The organism is Streptomyces endocoffeicus (genome assembly GCF_016741935.1).
Lineage (GTDB): Bacteria > Actinomycetota > Actinomycetes > Streptomycetales > Streptomycetaceae > Streptomyces > Streptomyces endocoffeicus.
Window position 1 is genome coordinate 53,837 of record NZ_JAERRG010000009.1, and the last position, 16,131, is coordinate 69,967.

General features: G+C 73.7%; 11 protein-coding genes. 1 reads left to right on the top strand and 10 read right to left on the bottom strand.

Going from position 1 to position 16,131, the window contains the following annotated elements:
* Positions 1-7 precede the first annotated feature (7 nt).
* The gene (locus JK364_RS22655; RefSeq protein WP_201852986.1) at positions 8-358 is read left to right on the top strand and encodes a VOC family protein; all 351 of its coding nucleotides are present in this window, start codon (positions 8-10) and stop codon (positions 356-358) included.
* Between the two features lie 32 nt (positions 359-390).
* Here JK364_RS22655 and JK364_RS22660 read toward each other — a convergent pair whose 3' ends face one another.
* From JK364_RS22660 to JK364_RS22705, 10 genes are all read right to left on the bottom strand, one after another.
* Positions 391-849 (bottom strand): hypothetical protein, encoded by a 459-nt coding sequence (locus tag JK364_RS22660; protein ID WP_201852987.1) that lies wholly within the window; start codon positions 847-849, stop codon positions 391-393.
* Between the two features lie 656 nt (positions 850-1,505).
* Entirely contained in the window at positions 1,506-3,656 is a 2,151-nt protein-coding gene (locus tag JK364_RS22665; RefSeq protein WP_201852988.1) for a DUF5107 domain-containing protein, read from the bottom strand.
* A 226-nt stretch (positions 3,657-3,882) separates the two neighbouring features.
* Complete coding sequence (locus JK364_RS22670) at positions 3,883-4,437, bottom strand: GNAT family N-acetyltransferase (protein WP_201852989.1); 555 nt, start codon at positions 4,435-4,437, stop codon at positions 3,883-3,885.
* Entirely contained in the window at positions 4,430-5,173 is a 744-nt protein-coding gene (locus tag JK364_RS22675; protein WP_201852990.1) for a 4'-phosphopantetheinyl transferase family protein, read from the bottom strand. Before JK364_RS22675 ends, JK364_RS22670 begins: the two co-directional genes overlap by 8 nt.
* Positions 5,170-7,242, bottom strand: coding sequence for a S9 family peptidase (locus JK364_RS22680; RefSeq protein WP_201852991.1), 2,073 nt, complete (start codon positions 7,240-7,242; stop codon positions 5,170-5,172). Before JK364_RS22680 ends, JK364_RS22675 begins: the two co-directional genes overlap by 4 nt.
* Before the next feature lie 7 nt (positions 7,243-7,249).
* Positions 7,250-8,590, bottom strand: coding sequence for a M20/M25/M40 family metallo-hydrolase (locus JK364_RS22685; protein WP_201852992.1), 1,341 nt, complete (start codon positions 8,588-8,590; stop codon positions 7,250-7,252).
* Entirely contained in the window at positions 8,583-9,416 is an 834-nt protein-coding gene (locus tag JK364_RS22690; protein ID WP_201852993.1) for a M55 family metallopeptidase, read from the bottom strand. The genes JK364_RS22685 and JK364_RS22690 overlap by 8 nt, the downstream gene beginning before the upstream one ends.
* Before the next feature lie 106 nt (positions 9,417-9,522).
* The gene (locus tag JK364_RS22695; protein WP_201852994.1) at positions 9,523-10,242 is read right to left on the bottom strand and encodes a class I SAM-dependent methyltransferase; all 720 of its coding nucleotides are present in this window, start codon (positions 10,240-10,242) and stop codon (positions 9,523-9,525) included.
* 74 nt (positions 10,243-10,316) lie between these two features.
* The gene (locus JK364_RS22700) at positions 10,317-12,806 is read right to left on the bottom strand and encodes a SpoIIE family protein phosphatase (protein ID WP_201852995.1); all 2,490 of its coding nucleotides are present in this window, start codon (positions 12,804-12,806) and stop codon (positions 10,317-10,319) included.
* Between the two features lie 701 nt (positions 12,807-13,507).
* Entirely contained in the window at positions 13,508-15,862 is a 2,355-nt protein-coding gene (locus JK364_RS22705) for an MFS transporter (RefSeq protein WP_372461977.1), read from the bottom strand.
* Positions 15,863-16,131 lie beyond the last annotated feature (269 nt).

Here is a 16,131-nt window from a genome sequence, read left to right on the forward strand (position 1 = left end):
CGCCCGCATGGATATTCTGGGGACTTCACTCCGCGTGTGCGTCGACGACCTGGACTCGGCGATCGCCGTCTACGAGAAGCTGACGGGAGCCGAGGCGGTGCGCTTCCAGCGCGGCCCCGTCACGGTCGCGGCGGTCGGCTGCTTCTTCCTGATGAGCGGACCGGAGTCGGAGATGTCGATTCTCCGCAAGATCACGGCGACGATCGCGGTGAAGGACGTGGACGAGACGATCGCCGATCTCACGGCGGTCGGCGGGCAGATCGTCGCCGGTCCACTGCCCGCCCCCGTGGGCCGCACCCTGGTGGCCCGCCACCCCGACGGCTCGATCTTCGAGTATGTCGACCGGAATCCGGCGTGACCCGCCCGTGAATTCACCGTCCGGCAGACCCGTCAGGAGGGCGGTCCCGGATCCACGATGACCTCCTCGTCGTCGACCTCCTCGTAGAGATCGTCCACATCCCGGAGCTCATCGCTCTTGATCCGGACCGCCTCCTCCTCGGCGGACAGCCCGCTGGTCGAGCCCTCCTGAGAGTAGACATCCTGAGAGTAGACATCCTGCTCACGCGGGAGATCGGGGTCCGGCTCGTCGTACAGCAGCCCCGCCGGTTCCGCCACCGTGCCGACCGGCTCCCCCGCCTCCGGCTCCTCATCGGCCAACCGCTCGTCGAGCGACTCCCGCTCACGCGTCTCCGCGCTCGTGGTGTCCCGGTATCCGGCGATCGTCGGCTCGTCCCCGGCCACGGGCAACTGCTCAGGATCCTCCGCCCACTGCCGCTCGGACGTCCCGTCCCGCGGATCGGGAACCCCCTCATCCTCCGGATCCGCCCCAGGATCATGCGGTGTCCTCACGGTACGCGGCTCCTTTCCGCTGACGCGCCATGCCGACGTCCGCGCCCGGGTGCCCGCCACGGGGCATCGCCATGCGGGTCCGGCCCCGCCTTGGCCACCTCTGGCGCACGATGGCCCACGGACGATGGCCCACGGCGTGACGCCTGCGGCGGGGCGGGCTGCTCCCCTCCCCGCCCCTTCCCGCTACCAGGGGCTTCGCCCCTGGACCCCGGGGTCTGGGGCGGAGCCCCAGTCGAGGGAAGGGGCGGGGAGGGGAAAGCATCGATATGCGGCTCCGCCGCGTGGCCCGCCGGACACCCCGTATGCCGCCCGCGCGCACGTCGGGCACGTCGCGATGCGGGCCGCGGAACGCACGCGGGCGCCGCCCGGGCCTGGCCGCCGCCACGAAGCCGCCTGCGAACGCGGCCCGGATCGGACCGTCGCCACGAGGCCAACCCGCGGGGCAAGCCCAGCAGGCGGCTCATTGGGGCCCAGCCCACGCGCAGAGCGCGGGCGCGCCCCGGCCGAGCACTCGCTGCGCGGGCGGGTCGCCGGTCGGGCCACCGGACGGCCCGGGCCAGACCACTCGCTGAGCGCGGGACGCATACGGGCGCGGCCCGGTCGGTACGCTCGCCAGGTGGGCGCGCCCCGGTTGCCACCTGCGGGCCGTAGGCCCGCTAGGCGGGGCGCATGCGGAATTCGTAGTGGGCGGGGAGGGGGTGCGCGGCGTGGGTCCGGGCGCGGACCTCCTCGGTGAGTGGGTCCTCGGTGCCGGTCGCCAGCCGCTCCACGATCGCGTACCAGGTGTCGCTCAACGCCTCGTCGCCCTCGCGCAGATCGCAGACCTCGAAGCCCTCGTCGAAGACGGCGCGGGCGGCCAGGGCGTCGCCCTGGGCCAGCAGGACCTGGGCGCGCAACAGCCGGAAGCGGCCGCGTGCGCGGATGGCGGGGCGCAGTGCGTCGAGGACCGCTCGTGCGTCGTCGGCGCGGTCGGCCGCGAGCAGCGCGAGGATCGCTTCCCGGCCGAGCGCCGCCTCGGCCGTCTCCAGGGCGGCCGGATCGGCGGCGACGGGCGGCGCGGCGACTGACACGGCCCCCGCCTCCCGCCGCGCCACCCCCTGCCCCGTTCCCGCCGTTTCGAGCACCGGGGGCGCCTCGGGCTCCGGGGCGGCGGCCGAGGTGAGGAGGAGCCGTACGGCGCGCAGCAGCCGTTCCGCCGCGCGCGCCGGATGGCCGGAGGCGGTGTCGGCGACGGCCAGACAGCGCAGCGTCCAGGGCGTCTCCGCGCACCGCAGCGACCGCTCCCAGCTGCGCTCGGCCTGGGCGCGGTCGCCCGCGTGCCACTGGGCGACGCCGAGGTGATACTCGGCGGCGGCGGTCGAGGGCGCCGCTTCGAGGAGGTCGCGCCAGGCGGGCGCGACCACGGAGGCGCCGGGGTCGGCCCGGGAGGGGCCCGGCGCCCAGTCGGGCAGGGCGCCGGTGCGCAGCAACCGGCGCCACGGCTCCTGCTCCTCCCCCAGCGTGTCGGGGTCGAACGGCGTCCCGGGCAGCTGGAATCCGCCGCGCTCGATCTCCAGCGCGCCCCAGCCGGAGCCGGTCGCGAGGCGCTCCACCGGCTCCGCGTCGGCGTACGGGCGCCAGGCGGCGTGGGCCGCGTCGACGGCGGCGCGCGGCAGCGCCGCCTCCAGCCGGGTCTCGGTCTCGCGGCGGGCGGCGGCCCAGTCCGCGCCGTGGACGGCCACCGGGTCGGCGGTCAGCGGGCCGTACGCCTCCAGCCAGGCGAACTCCTCGCCCGCCTCCAGCGGGATGTGCTCGAGCTGGGTGCGGGCGAGCCCGGCCTGGATCTCGGCGTAGCCGCCGGTGCCGGGCTCGGTCAGCCACTGCTGCCAGCGCCGTCCGCCGGGGCCCGCGCCCCAGACGAAGAGCTTGCGGCCGCGCAGCAGATCGGTCGAGGTCTGGACGAGGCCGCCGCCGTCGGCGTCGAGCGAGGCGATCCAGCGGCGGGCGCCGTCGGGCACCTCGTAGAAGTAGTCGGCGGGGTAGTCGCCGCGCAGCGGATAGGTGCGGTCGGCGCCGTCCCACTCGGGGACCGGCACCTTGCCGAGGGTACGGGCGTAGCCGAAGTGCCAGGCGTCGTCGGCGGGGGCGAGGACGCGGGTGCGCTCGTCCTCGGGGACGGCGATGTTGGACCACCAGTAGACGGGGGCGGGGAGGTGGTGGGGGTTGCGGATCCTGACGCCCACGTAGAGGAACGCGGAGTCGGCGGGCAGCCACAGATCCACCTGGAAGGGCAGATCGCGCAGCCGCTCCCACTCCCACAGCCGCACCATCGCGCCCCCTTCGGCGGCGTCGGGGGCGGGGACGCGGGCGGCGTGCAGGGGTGAGCAGGACAGGGTGGTGTGGCCGGTGGCGCCGATGTTCCACTCGATCCCGCCGGAGAACCAGGCGCCGTTGAGGGCGAAGTCGGCGGGCTGGAGCACCGGGTTCCGGTACAGCAGCTCACGGCCGGTCGGCTTGTGGACCAGTGAGTGGACCCGGCCGCCGAGCCCGGGTAGCACGGTGGCCCGAAGCCGGTCGTTCTCCAGGACGATGGCGTCGAGGGCGGCGGGGGCGCGGTCGCGGCCGTAGCCATCGCGCAGCCGCACCGGCAGCACCGACCGCAGTGGTGCGTAGGCGACCTGACGGGCCATGTCGCCGGGAAGGGTGGCCCGGGTGCGGTCGTCCACGCGGTGCACCTCGTCGAGGGGGCGCAGCGCGGGCAGGGGGTTGTCGGGCCCCACGGGGGCGGTGGGAAGGGTCAGAGTGGTACGTCGCACACTCGTGGCCACGGGCTGCCTCGTTCCGACTGCCTTGGGTCACCTCGGTGCGGCGACCGTCCGGTGACCATGGAACAACGCCGACGGGCTCGCTGAACAGAGCGGCTTCGGACCGATCATGGTGACCCGTCAGCCGCATTGCCATCCGGCGCCCGGCAGCGCCGGTCAGGGCCCGGCATCGCCACCCGGCTCGGTCGTGCCCCGGCACCGTCACCCACCCAGTTCCCCGGCCGCGCCGTCACTCAGGGTCGGTCCGCTGGTTCAGCATGTCGCTGGTCATGGCCCAGCGCTCGTGGTCGCGCCAGGCGCCCTCGATATAGAGGAAGTCGGGGGAGAATCCCTCCAGCCGGAAGCCATGGCGCTTCACCAGCCCGATCGACGCCTTGTTGCCCGGCTGGATGTTGACCTCCACGCGGTGCAGCCCCAGCGGACCGAAGGCATGGCGCAGTACGAGCCCGAGCCCCTCGGACATCAGGCCCTGTCCGGCGGCGGGCGGAAAGGCGCCGTAGCCGATCGAGCCGCACTGGAAGGCGCCGCGCACAATGTTGTTGATGTTGATGAATCCGGCCATGTCGCCGGTCTCCCGGGCATGGACCAGGAAGCCCTCGCGGTCCTCGCGCTCCAGCTGGGCGATGTAGTGCTGAAAGGCCGGCTCGGTGGTGGGGAGGGTGAGCCAGGGGCGGTGGAACGGCATGCTCTCCCGGGCGCGCCTGGTGAACTCCGCCGCGTCCTCGCGGCGGGTGTGGCGGATGGCGGCCCGGGTTCCTTCTGCGACGTAGGGGACGTCAGGCATGCGGCAATGATGTCAGCAGCGCCATGGCCGCCGCATAGCCGGAGCTCCCGGATATGGTCTCGTCCACGGGGATGTCGGTCATCGTCCACGGGCCGACCGGCACGGCGGAGAGCCCGGTGCCGACATAGTTGACCGCCGGGTCCCTGGACAGGCCGGTGCCCAGGCCCTTGAGATAGGCCTCCTTGCGGGTCCAGCAGCGGGCGAAGGCGGCGGGCCGGTCGGCGGGCACCAGCGCGTCCAGTTCGGCGCGCTCCTTGGGGTGCAGGCTCTCGGCGACCCCCTCGACCACCGAGGCGGGCTGGAGCTTCTCCACGTCCACGCCGACCGGGGAGCCCGCGAAGGCGAAGAGCACCAGATCACCGGCGTGCGACATATTGAAGTGCAGCGGGGTGCCGGACACGGCGGGGCGGCCGTGCGGGCCGCCGCAGCCGGGGCAATCCTCGCGGGTGAACGGCACATCGGCCGGGGCCATGCCCAGATAGGCGCCGAGCAGCTCCCGCAGCCCCAGATGGGCCGCCGTATAGCGCTCGCGGTCCTCCGCCCGCAGGAACTTCGAGGCCCGCTCCCGCTCCTCGGCGTCCAGGATCGTGGCGGGCGCGCCCGCGTCCATGGCCGCGGTGTACCGCGAGACGCTGAGCAGCCAGGTCTCGGGCTCGCCGCCCTGCGGCCAGCCATCCGCGACGGCGGTGGGCAGCGGATCACGACCGACGATGCGCGGGGCCGGTGGGGGTGTCAACTCGCTCCTCCAGTGGAGTTCGGAACCGCTGACTTCAGCAGTTCCAGGGTGGGCACATCGGATCTGATCAGCCCGAAGGTCTGGATGTACAGCGACAATTCGGCCTCCAGGGCGCGGATCATCGTATCGGCGCAGCGGAAGCCATGCCCCTCGCCCTCGAAGGTGAGATAGGCGTGCGGGACGCCGAGCCCGGAGACCGCCTCCAGGAACCGCTCGCACTGCTCGGGCGGGCAGATGGTGTCGTCCAGCCCCTGGAGCAGTACGAACGGCGAGCCGACGCGGTCGGCCCGGTGCAGCGGGGAGCGCTCGCGGTAGCGGTCGGCCACCTCATCGAGCGGGCCCACCAGCGATTCGGTGTAGCGCGACTCGAAGTCATGGGTGCCGCCGGTGGCCCAGGAGACCAGATCGAGGATGGGGTATCTGACGGTGGCGCAGGCGTAGAGGTCCGTGGCGGTGAGGGAGGCCGCCGCCGTCCAGCCACCCGCGCTGCCGCCGCGGATCGCGAGCCGGGCGCGGTCGGCGATGCCCTCGTCGGCGAGCGCCCCGGCGACGGCGGCGCAGTCCTGGACGTCGACCACGCCCCACTGTTCGCGCAGCCGCTCGCGGTAGGCGCGGCCGTAGCCCGTGGAGCCCCCGTAGTTGACCTCGGCGACGCCGATGCCGCGCGAGGTGAAGTAGGCGATCTCCAGGTCGAGCACGAGCGGGGCACGGCCGGTGGGCCCGCCGTGGGCCCGGATCACATACGGCGGAAGCTCACCATCCGGTGCGGTGTGGCCGGGATGGTGCGGTGGGTAGAGCTGGGCGTGGATCTCCCGGCCGTCCGGTCCGGTGAAGGTGCGGGCCTCCGGCCGGGGGTAGTACGCGGGGTCCACGGGGTCGCTGTGGGCGCTGCCGATGACCCGGGAGCGACCGGTGCACACGTCCAGCTCCACCACCTCATGGCCGCTGTGCGGGCTCGCCGCGACGCCGACCACGCGGGTGCCGTTGACGGCCAGTGTCGGCTCCCATTCGGTCCAGGGCCCGGGCACATCGGCCAGCTCACCGGTCCGCGGGTCGAGGATGCCGAGGGCCGCCGCGCCCCGGCCGTGCAGCACCGCGATCAGACCGCCGGTCAGCGGGGCGAACCAGCGGTGGCCCAGCTTCCACAGCGGCCCGCCGAACTCCTCCTCGCGGGGGCAGAGCTCCACCGGCCGCCCGGCCGTGGCCGGCTCCCGCGCCCCGGACGCCTCCTCCGGCTCCGGCGGCTGGAGACGGTGCAGATTCCACCAGCCGGTGCGGTCGGTGGCCGCGAGCAGCGCGCCGTCCTCGGCCCACTCGATCTGGGCGACCGACTCCTCCGGCCCGCCCAGCACCGCCCGGGCACCGGTGAAGGAGCCGTCCTCCGCGACATCGGCCAGCATCACCTCCGTGCCGTCCCAGGGCATCCGGGGGTGGTCCCAGACGATCCAGGCGGCCCGCCGGCCGTCGGGCGAGAGCCGGGGCCCGGTGAGGAAGCGATGGCTGTCGTCGGTCAGCTCGCGCACCGCCGCACGGTCCTCGGCGGCCGAACCGTCCAGCGGTACGGCGGCGATGACCCGCCGCACATCCGTCGGCCCCGCGCCGGTGAACTCCTCCAGCACACACCACAGCTCGCCGCGCTCCGGGAGGAGCACCGGATCGGCCCAGCGCAGCCCCTCCCCCACCGCGGACAGCGGGGTCAGCGGGCGCGGCGCGGCCCCGGCCGGGGCGTCCGGCTCATGGACGTACAACCGCTGGTCGGCGAAGTGGACGAAGACCATCAGCGGGCCGCCGCTCGCGCGGTCCACCGCGGCCCAGGGCATTCCGCCGTACCCCATCACCTTGCCGCGGACATTCCACGGCGGGGCCAGCACCGGGATCTCGGCGCCGTCGGTGCGCCGCCGGATCAGGGCGCGGCGGCCGCCCTCGCCGGGGCGCGGCGCGGTCCACCACACCTCCTCGCCGACGGTGCCCACATACTCCGGATGGCCGTCGTGGGAGGCGACGAGCTCGGCGTCGACCGGGGAGGGCCAGTCGCCGTAAGGGGCCGTGACGGCCGTCTGCTGCTGCACCGTGTCCTCACGCCCTCTGCAGGAAGTGGTCGAGCACGCGGACGCCGAAGTGCAGGGCCTCCACCGGCACCCGCTCGTCCACGGCGTGGTAGAGCGCCTGGTAGTCGAAGCCCTCGGGCAGGCGCAGCGGCGAGAAGCCGTATCCGGCGATGCCGAGCCGGGAGAACTGCTTGGCGTCGGTGCCGCCCGACATGCAGTACGGCACGGCGCGGGCGCCCGGGTCGAAGTGCTCGACGGCGGCGCGCATCGCCCGGTACGTGGGGGTGTCGATCGGCGCCTCCAGCGGGCGCTCCCGGTGGTGGAACTCCCACTCCACATCCGGTCCGGTGAGCCGGTCGAGGGTGTCGTGGAACTCCTCCTCGCCGCCGGGCAGCATCCGCCCGTCCACATAGGCGGTCGCGCGGCCCGGGATCACATTGACCTTGTAACCGGCCTCGAGCACCGTGGGGTTGGCGCTGTTGCGCACGGTGGGCTCGACCAGGGCGGCGGCGGGGCCCAGCTTGGCCAGCAGGGCGTCGACGTCGAAGTCCGGGGCGTCCACCTCGGCCGGAACGCCCTGGAGCGCGGCCAGTTCGGTGAGCGCGGACTTCACCGTGGGCGTCAGCCGGACCGGCCAGCTGTGCTCACCGATGCGGGCGACGGCGGCGGCCAGCCTGCTGACCGCGTTGTCCCGGTTGACCTTGGAGCCGTGTCCGGCGCGGCCGTGCGCGGTGAGCTTCAGCCAGGCCGTGCCGCGCTCCCCCGCCGCGATGGGGTAGATCCGCATCCCGGACCCGGCGTGGAAGGTGAAGGCTCCGGACTCGCTGATGCCCTCGGTGCAGCCCTCGAAGAGCCCGGCGTGCCGGTCGGCGAGGAAGCCGGCGCCCCAGGCGGCGCTGTCCTCCTCGTCGGCGGTGAAGGCCAGCACGATGTCCCGGCGCGGCCGCACACCCGTCCGCGCCCAGGCCCGGACGACGGCGAGCACCATCGCGTCCATGTCCTTCATGTCGATGGCGCCCCGGCCCCAGACGACCCCGTCGCGCACCTCCCCGGAGAAGGGGTGCACGGTCCAGTCGGCGGGCTCGGCGGGCACCACGTCCAGATGGCCGTGGACCAGCAGGGCGGGCGCGGACCGGTCGGTGCCCTCGATCCGGGCGACGACATTGGTGCGCCCCGGCGACCGCTCCAGCAGGGTGGGCTCGATCTCCACGTCGCCGAGCATCTCCGCCACATACTCGGCGGCCGGGCGCTCCGAGCAGTCGCCGCCGCCGCGGTTGGTGGTGTCGATCCTGATCAGATCGGAGGTGAACCGCACCACCTCCTCCAGCGCCTGGGCGTCGATCGCCTCGGCGCGGCCCGCGTCAGCCATATTGCTCCTCCACCGCGGCCGAGACGACCGTCGTGACGGCCTTGAAGCAGCGGATCCCCTCGTACATGGTCGGTGAGGTGTACGCGACGCGCCGCTCGCCGCTGCGCTCCACGCCCGGCACGACGCTCGCCGCCCCCACCAGATGCTCGGCGTCGAATTCCAGCTCCAGGGTGAACGGCCCGCCGCGGGCGGGCTCATGGCGCACCGCCAGCGCCGCCGCCTCCCGCGCCGCCTCCCGGATGTCCGCGGCCGTGCGGGCGGGGGTGCGGCACACCGCCGCATAGCGCGAGACATAGTCCTTGACCGCGACGCACCGGGCGCCGGGCACATAGTCCTTGGCGTCCTCGCAGGTCTTGTCGTCCCCGGTGATCAGCACCACCGGCACCCCGTACTCGGCGACCACCAGTGCGTTGAGCCGGCCTTCGCTCGCCCGCGCGCCGTTCACCCATACGCCGGTGATGGAGTTGGCCAGGTAGGTGTGGGCGAGGACGCCCTCGGTGCCAGCGCCGGTGTGATAGCCGACGAACGCCACCCCGTCCACATCACCGTGCTGCACGCCCTCGACCATGCTCAGGGTCTTGTGCCGCCCGGTGAGCATCTGCGCGCGCTCGTCCAGCTCCTCCAGCAGCAGATTGCGCATGCTCCAATGCGCCTCGTTGATGAGCACCTCGTCCGCGCCGCCGTCGAGGAACCCCGCGACGGCCGCGCTCACATCGGAGGTGAACAGACGGCGGCAGCGCTCCCACTGCGGGGTGCCGGGCAGCACATCAGCCGGCCAGGTCACGCCGGTGGCGCCCTCCATGTCGGCGCTGATGAGGATCTTCATGCCTCGTCACGTTACGCGCCGCGCCCGACCCGAACCACCCCTGTGGATAACTGGTCCAGTCCACCGTTCCGGCCTGCGGCGCGCGGGGTCCGCCCGCCACGTCGGACTACGCCCGCGAGACCACGAACCAGCGGGCCGGCAGCTCGACCCGGGAGCCGTCCGGCCACTGCTCCGTTTGGGCCAGCGCCGTCGGGCCGTCGGCCAGGATCTCCAGCCCGGCCTCCGCCAGCACCTCCGGAACCTCCTTGTCCGCCGCGTCGGCCGGCCGCAGCCCGTGGTCGAGAACCCGGCGCAGCTTCGGCGGCGGACCGCCCGGGCTCCCCGCCAGCTTCGCCAGCACGGCCTTGGACTCCTCCGTCAGCTCCGCGACGAACCCCCGCCCGCGCCGCCCCAGCAGCGTGGCCACCGCCTCCGCGACCGGTCGCCGGTCGGCGGCGTCGCTCTGGTGGATGACGGCCCGCATGTACACATTGGCGTCGTCGAGCCGCCGGGCCAGGTCCGCCACCGCGGCCGTGTCCGTCAGGCTCAGCCGCCGGTACTCCGCCGCGCCCGCCGGGTCGGCGCGCCGTGCGTGCTCCACCGCGGCCTGGGACAGGTCCACGCCCAGCGTCCGCCCGAAGCGGGCGGCCAGATAGCGGGTCTGGGTGCCGTTGCCACAGCCCAGGTCGACGATCGGCAGCGAGGTGTCGGCGTGCGGGGCGAGCAGGTCCAGATGCGGGGCGGCGCCCAGCGAGGGGTCCACGTCCCATATGGCGTCCCCCGGGACGTCCGAGGTCTCCCGCCAGTAGCTCTCCCACGCCTGCCGGTAGCGCTCCGAGACGCTCATCGCCGCTCCCCTGGGTGTGCCAACGCCTGATCGGCCGGATGTGCCGACGGCTCCTGGGCCGGATATGCCAACGCCTACTCGGCCGGATGTGCCAACGCCTGCTCGAACCACACCGTTTTACCGCGCCCCGTGCGGCTCGTCCCCCACTCGCGCGCCAGTTTGCTGATCACCCGCAGCCCGCGCCCGCTCTCGTCCTCGCGGTCCGCGCTCAGCAGCGCCGGCAGTTCGTGGTCGTCGTCGGTGACCTCGCACAGCAGGGCGTCGGTACGCACCAGCCGCAGCCGCACATGGTGGGTGTGGGCGTGCCGTATCGCGTTGGTCACCGCCTCGCTCACCAGGAGCTCGGCCGTCTCCACGGACTCCGGCAGCCCCCACCGCAGCAGCCGCTCGCGGACGAGCCGGCGCGCCCGCCCGACCTCGCTGGGGTCCAGCGCGAGCCGCCACTGGGCGACGTCCTCGGCCGGTATGCCGTTCAGCCGGGCCATCAGCAGCGCCACGTCGTCCTTACGGCCGTCACGGCCGTCCGTGTCGCGGGAGGCGGCGGCCAGCGCCCGGATGATGGTGTCGCAGGCGTCGTCCATGGACGCCGCCGGATGCGCCGCGGACTCGCACAGCGCGGCGATCCCCGCGCCGATGTCCTGGCCCCGCACCTCGACCAGGCCGTCCGTGCACAGCACCAGCCGGTCGCCGGGCGACACCCGCACCGTCACCGTCTCGAAGGGCACCCCGCCCACGCCGATCGGCGCCCCGGTCGGCAGATCCAGCAGCTCGCTGCGGCCGTCCCGGGCCCGCACCAGCACGGGCGGGATATGGCCCGCGTTGGAGACCACCAGCTCGGAGCCGACGGGGTCGTAGACGGCGTACAGACAGGTGGCCAGATAGTGCTCGCCCAGCCGCTGGGCCAGATCGTCGAGGTTGCGCAGCAGCTGTGCGGGCGGCAGATCGAGCGCGGCCATGGTCTGCACGGCGGTGCGCAACTGCCCCATCATCGCCGCCGAGGTGAGCCCGTGCCCCATGACGTCGCCGACCACCAGCGCGGTGCGCGACCCGGGCAGCTTGATGGTGTCGAACCAGTCTCCGCCGACCCGGCCGAGCCGGGTGCCGGGCAGATAGCGGGTGGCGGTGTCGCAGCCCGCCATGCGCGGCGTCACCTGGGGCAGCATGCTGTCCTGGAGCGTCTCGGCGACGTTCTCCTGGTAGGTGTACATCCGGGCGTTGTCGAGGACGAGCCCGGCACGGGCGGCCAGTTCGGCGCCGGTCGTACGGTCCATGTCGTCGAACGGCTCCCGCCCCCGGCGCCGCAGCAGCACCATGAAGCCCAGCACCACATCGCGCGCCTTGAGCGGCACGATCAGGATCGACCGGCCGTTGATCAGGGGCCTGAGGTCGCGCTTCTCGAACTGCCCGGCGATCCGGTCGCCCACCTCGTCGCTGAGGTGCGGGATCAGCACCGGTTCGCCCGTGACCATGCACTGGAAGAACGGGGTGTGCTCGGGGAACGCGATGCTCTCCCCGACCGGCACGGTGTCGTCCCAGCGGCCCGGTTCGTCGTTGTGCTCGACCCAGACGCGGTGCCAGACGGTGGTGACGTCGGGCGGGCCGTCGGGGAACCCCTCGCCCGCCAGCACCTGGGCGCGCAGATGGGTCCCGGCGAAGTCCGCGAAGCGCGGGACGGCGGCGCTGGTCACCTCGCGGATGGTGCGGGCGAGGTCCAGGGAGGTGCCGATGCGGCCGCTGACCTCGTTGAGGAACTCCAGCCGCTCACGGACCGCCGCGTACTCCAGGTCCACCTCGTCGGGGTCCGCCGAACGCTCGGGGGCGTGCGTCCGATCCGGTGCGCCGTCCGCCGCGATCGCGCTCCGCCGTACGGCCTCCTGGCGCGCCCGGCGCTCGCGGCGCTCGCGGTAGCGGGGCATCCCCCAGTCCGGGGTCACCGGGACGCGCTCGTGGTGACTGATCTCCAGCACCGGATAGCCCAGTTCCAGCACCTGGGCGACGATCCGGCCGGCCGTGGCCGGGCCCATGTTGGGCAGGATGTCGGGCAGCCGGCCGGCCAGCCGCTCGGCGCCGGGGAACTCGGTGTGCAGCGCGAATCCGGGCCCGATCCGCTCGTCGCGCCCCAGCGCGTCCCCGCCCACCCCCTGGGTGTCCGCCGCCAGCACCAGCAGCCGCTCCGGGCCGGGGCCCACCAGCGGATACGCCCACCACAGGACGTCCACCCGGCCATGGCCCGGCTCCGCCATCCGGGCCCGCCCCGCGGTGGGGTAGTACACGGTGCCGAGCCGCGAGTCGTCGAGCTCCGGGCCGTCCGTCGCGTCGGTGCGCACCTCGGCGTGGCGTAACGCCCCCGAGACCGGCATCAGATCGACGGCGGGACGGCCGACGGCCTGTTGCCGCGTGGGTCCGAAGAGCCTGCGCGCCCCCGAACTCCAGTGTGTGACCCGCCCCTCGGCGTCGATGACGACGACCGCGAGCGGCATCCTCCCGTGGACACCCCTGCGCTGCTCCGGCACCGCGGGCGGCTCGCCCTGGCCGTCGTCGCAGCGCGACGTGCCGTACTCCATAGGCGGAAGACTCCTTCGCACGCAAGATCTGCGACAGCGCTACCCACGGTACGGCTGTTGCGGGCGACTGCGGGAGGCAATACCCGAATAGGTGTCATGTGCGACTAGGTGCGAGGCAGTCGCCGCGGCGCGCCTCCCGGCGGATCCTTCCCCTCCCCGCCCCTTCCCACAGCATCGATATGCGGCTCCGCCGCGTGGCAGGGGCTCCGCCCCCGGACCCCAGGGCCCGACGAGCCGACCACCGCCGCGATCAGCTCACCGCCCAGCGCGCCTACCGCGCCACCCGCGACGTGGTGGCCGAGCGGCTGGCCAGTGGGGAGGGGCCGGGGCCTCCGCGGGACGGGCGCCGTTCGCGGCGGGCGGTAAGGGCGTGAACACCTGCACCGGTGGGCTGATCGCGAGCGGCACACCGGCGCAGCCGCTAACCAGGCGGACGCCCGCACACACCCAGACCGCCCGGCCAGAGTCCGGGGCCGAGCCCCGGTTCCGCCCCGCCCCCGGACCCCAGGAGCCGAGAAACCGACCGCCACCGCGCTCAACTCACCGGCCGGGGCACCGACCGTGGCACCCGCGACGCGGCCGGGGTCCGGGGCGGAGCCCCGGTTGAGGGAAGGGGCGGGGAGGGGAGCGGCCCGCCGCGGGCGGCGCGATCCGTCGGACGCCCCCGAGCCCTCCTGGTCCGCCTAGCCCTCCTAGCCCGCCTAGTCCTCGTAGCCCAGTTGGAGATCGCGCTCCGTACGGCCGCCGCCCGCGATCTGGAGGACCGTCGCCACCGGCGGGTAGCCGGCCGCGATGACCGTGTATTCGCCCGCCGACAGGTCGATGAAGCGGAACGCTCCTTCGGGGCCCGTGGTCGCCGTGTCGACCACGTTGCCCGCCGCGTCCAGCAGCGTGACCCGGGCGTCCTCCACCACCCGGCCGCCGGTGGCCCGCACGACCCCGCGCAGGACCGCGCCACCGGCCAGTTCGATGTCCTGCCGGGTCTCGCGGGCGGCCTGGACGGTGACGGGGAGGGCAGCGGGGCGGAACGCGGGAGCGCTGGCGGCGAGGGTGTACTCACCCGCCACCAACTCCTCCATCACATAGCCCCCTTCGCGGCCGCTGCGGGTGGCCGCGACGACCTCGCCACGCACATCGGTCAGGGTGACCGTCGCCTCCCTTACGGGCGTGCCATCCGCCGTAAGGACGGCACCGGCGAGCCGTCCCGCGCCGCCGAGTACCACGTCCAGCTCGACCGGCCGGTCCCCGACGGTGACGCTGACCGCCCGCGGCTGGTGGCCGCCGGCCGCCGCGATCAGGACGTACGACCCGGCGCCCGGTGTGCTCAGCGCGTACCGCCCGTCCTCCCCGGTGGCACCGCGCCCGATCTGGCGTCCGCCGACGTCGATGAGGGTCAGGGCCGCCCGTGGGACCGAGGTGCCGTCGTGGTGCTGGACCGTGCCGCAGACCGGGACGCCCGCGGTGGGCGGCGGCGCGGTGGGCGAGGCGGCCGCGGCGTGCCGGGGCCGGGCGCTCGTGCGCGCGGCCGGTACCACGGGGTCGTGCAGATCTTGCGGGTCTTGCTGGACGGCATAGTCGGTGTGGGACACCAGAGGTTTCTCCTTCAGGAGGAAGGCGAGCAGGAAGCCCAGGACGAGCACCGGCACGAGATAGAGGAAGATCCGCGGCATGGCGTGGGCGTACGCCGCGATGTAGCCGTCACGCAGGGCGCCCGGCATGGCGTGCACCATCTGCGGGGTGACCGAGTCGGGGTCGGGCAGACCGGTTCCGTCGCCGCCGCGCCCGTACGCCGCCCCGGAGGGCAGGTCGACCTGGAGGCGGTCGGTGAGCCGGTTGGCGAAGAGCGTGCCGAAGACGGCCGCGCCGACGCTGCCGCCGATCTGCCGGAAGTAGTTGTTGGCGCTGGTGGCCGAGCCGAGGTCGGCCGCGGGCACGGAGTTCTGCACGACGAGGACGAGCACCGGCAGGACGAGCCCGATGCCGAGCCCGAGGACACCCATCCACAGGCTGTAGTCCTGGCGGGGGGTGTCCTCCTCCAGCCGGGAGAGCAGCCACATGCCCGCGATGGAGATCAGCCCGCCGACGACGGGGAAGACCTTGTAGCGGCCGGTGCTGCTGATGAGGTGTCCGGAGACGATGGAGGCCAGCACCATGCCGCCCATCATGGGCACCATCAGCAGCCCCGACTCGGTGGCCGAGACGCCGTCGACCATCTGGAGGAAGGTCGGCAGATAGCTGGCGGCGCCGAAGAGGGCGACGCCGATGACGGCGCCGATCAGCCCGCTGACGCAGAAGACCGAGTCGCGGAACAGCCGCATGGGGATGATGGGTTCGGGGACGACGCACTCCACGACGACGAAGAGGATCGCCGAACCCGCCGCCCCCAGGGCGAGCCCGAGGATGACGCGGGAGCCCCACGCGTACTCCGTGCCGCCCCAACTCGTCAGCAGCACCGCGCAGGTGGAGAACAGGGACAGGAACAGCGCGCCCAGATAGTCGAAGCGGGCCCGCCGCGGCGGCTCCGGCACCTTGAGGACGGCGGCCACGACGGCGAGGGTGAGCAGCCCGAAGGGGACGTTGACGTAGAAGCACCAGCGCCAGGAGGCATGGTCGGTGAAGAACCCGCCGAGCAGCGGCCCGGCCACCGAGGCGAGACCGAACGCGGCGCCGATGAGCCCCATATAGCGGCCACGTTCCCGCGGGGGAACAATATCGGCCATGATCGCCTGGACGCCGATCATCAGACCGCCGGCGCCCACGCCCTGTACCGCGCGGAAGGCGATCAACTCCTCCATCGTGCGTGACCAGCCCGCGAGCGCGGATCCGGCGATGAAGACGACGATCGCGAAGACGAAGACGCTCTTACGGCCGATGAGATCGCCCAGCTTGCCGTAGAGCGGCAGCACGACGGTGACCGCGAGGAGGTAGGAGGTGACGGTCCAGGACATCTTGCCCAGGCCGTGGAGTTCGCCGACCACCTCGGGGAGGGCGGTGGCGACGATGGTCTGGTCGAGGGCCGCGAGCAGCAGCGCGAGCATCAGCCCGAAGAAGACCATCCGCACCCGGGCCGGGCCGAGCGGGGCGGGCGCCGGGGCGGCGCCGTCCGCCGGGTGCGGCGCCGCACCCGCCCCGGCGCCGCCGGCTTCGGTTCCGTCGTCGGTGGCGTGGGCGGGAGGGCCCGCCGGTTCGTATCCGCCGTGCTCGTGGCTCTCTCGCCGCTTGGGCACGGTGGCGCCGGTGGTCCCGGTGGTGCCGCCCACGTCCTTCTCCCCTCGTCACGTCTGCGCCGCCCATTTCTCGCATCACGCGCAACGGGGGGCAAACA

Excerpts from the sequence above, each read along its gene's own strand:
- JK364_RS22655 (WP_201852986.1), top strand. The coding sequence starts at position 8 with ATGGATATTCTGGGGACTTCACTCCGCGTGTGCGTCGACGACCTGGAC.
- JK364_RS22670 (WP_201852989.1), bottom strand. The coding sequence starts at position 4,437 with ATGCCTGACGTCCCCTACGTCGCAGAAGGAACCCGGGCCGCCATCCGC.
- JK364_RS22685 (WP_201852992.1), bottom strand. The coding sequence starts at position 8,590 with ATGGCTGACGCGGGCCGCGCCGAGGCGATCGACGCCCAGGCGCTGGAG.
- JK364_RS22690 (WP_201852993.1), bottom strand. The coding sequence starts at position 9,416 with ATGAAGATCCTCATCAGCGCCGACATGGAGGGCGCCACCGGCGTGACC.
- JK364_RS22695 (WP_201852994.1), bottom strand. The coding sequence starts at position 10,242 with ATGAGCGTCTCGGAGCGCTACCGGCAGGCGTGGGAGAGCTACTGGCGG.
- JK364_RS22700 (WP_201852995.1), bottom strand. The coding sequence starts at position 12,806 with ATGGAGTACGGCACGTCGCGCTGCGACGACGGCCAGGGCGAGCCGCCC.
- JK364_RS22705 (WP_372461977.1), bottom strand. The coding sequence starts at position 15,862 with ATGGTCTTCTTCGGGCTGATGCTCGCGCTGCTGCTCGCGGCCCTCGAC.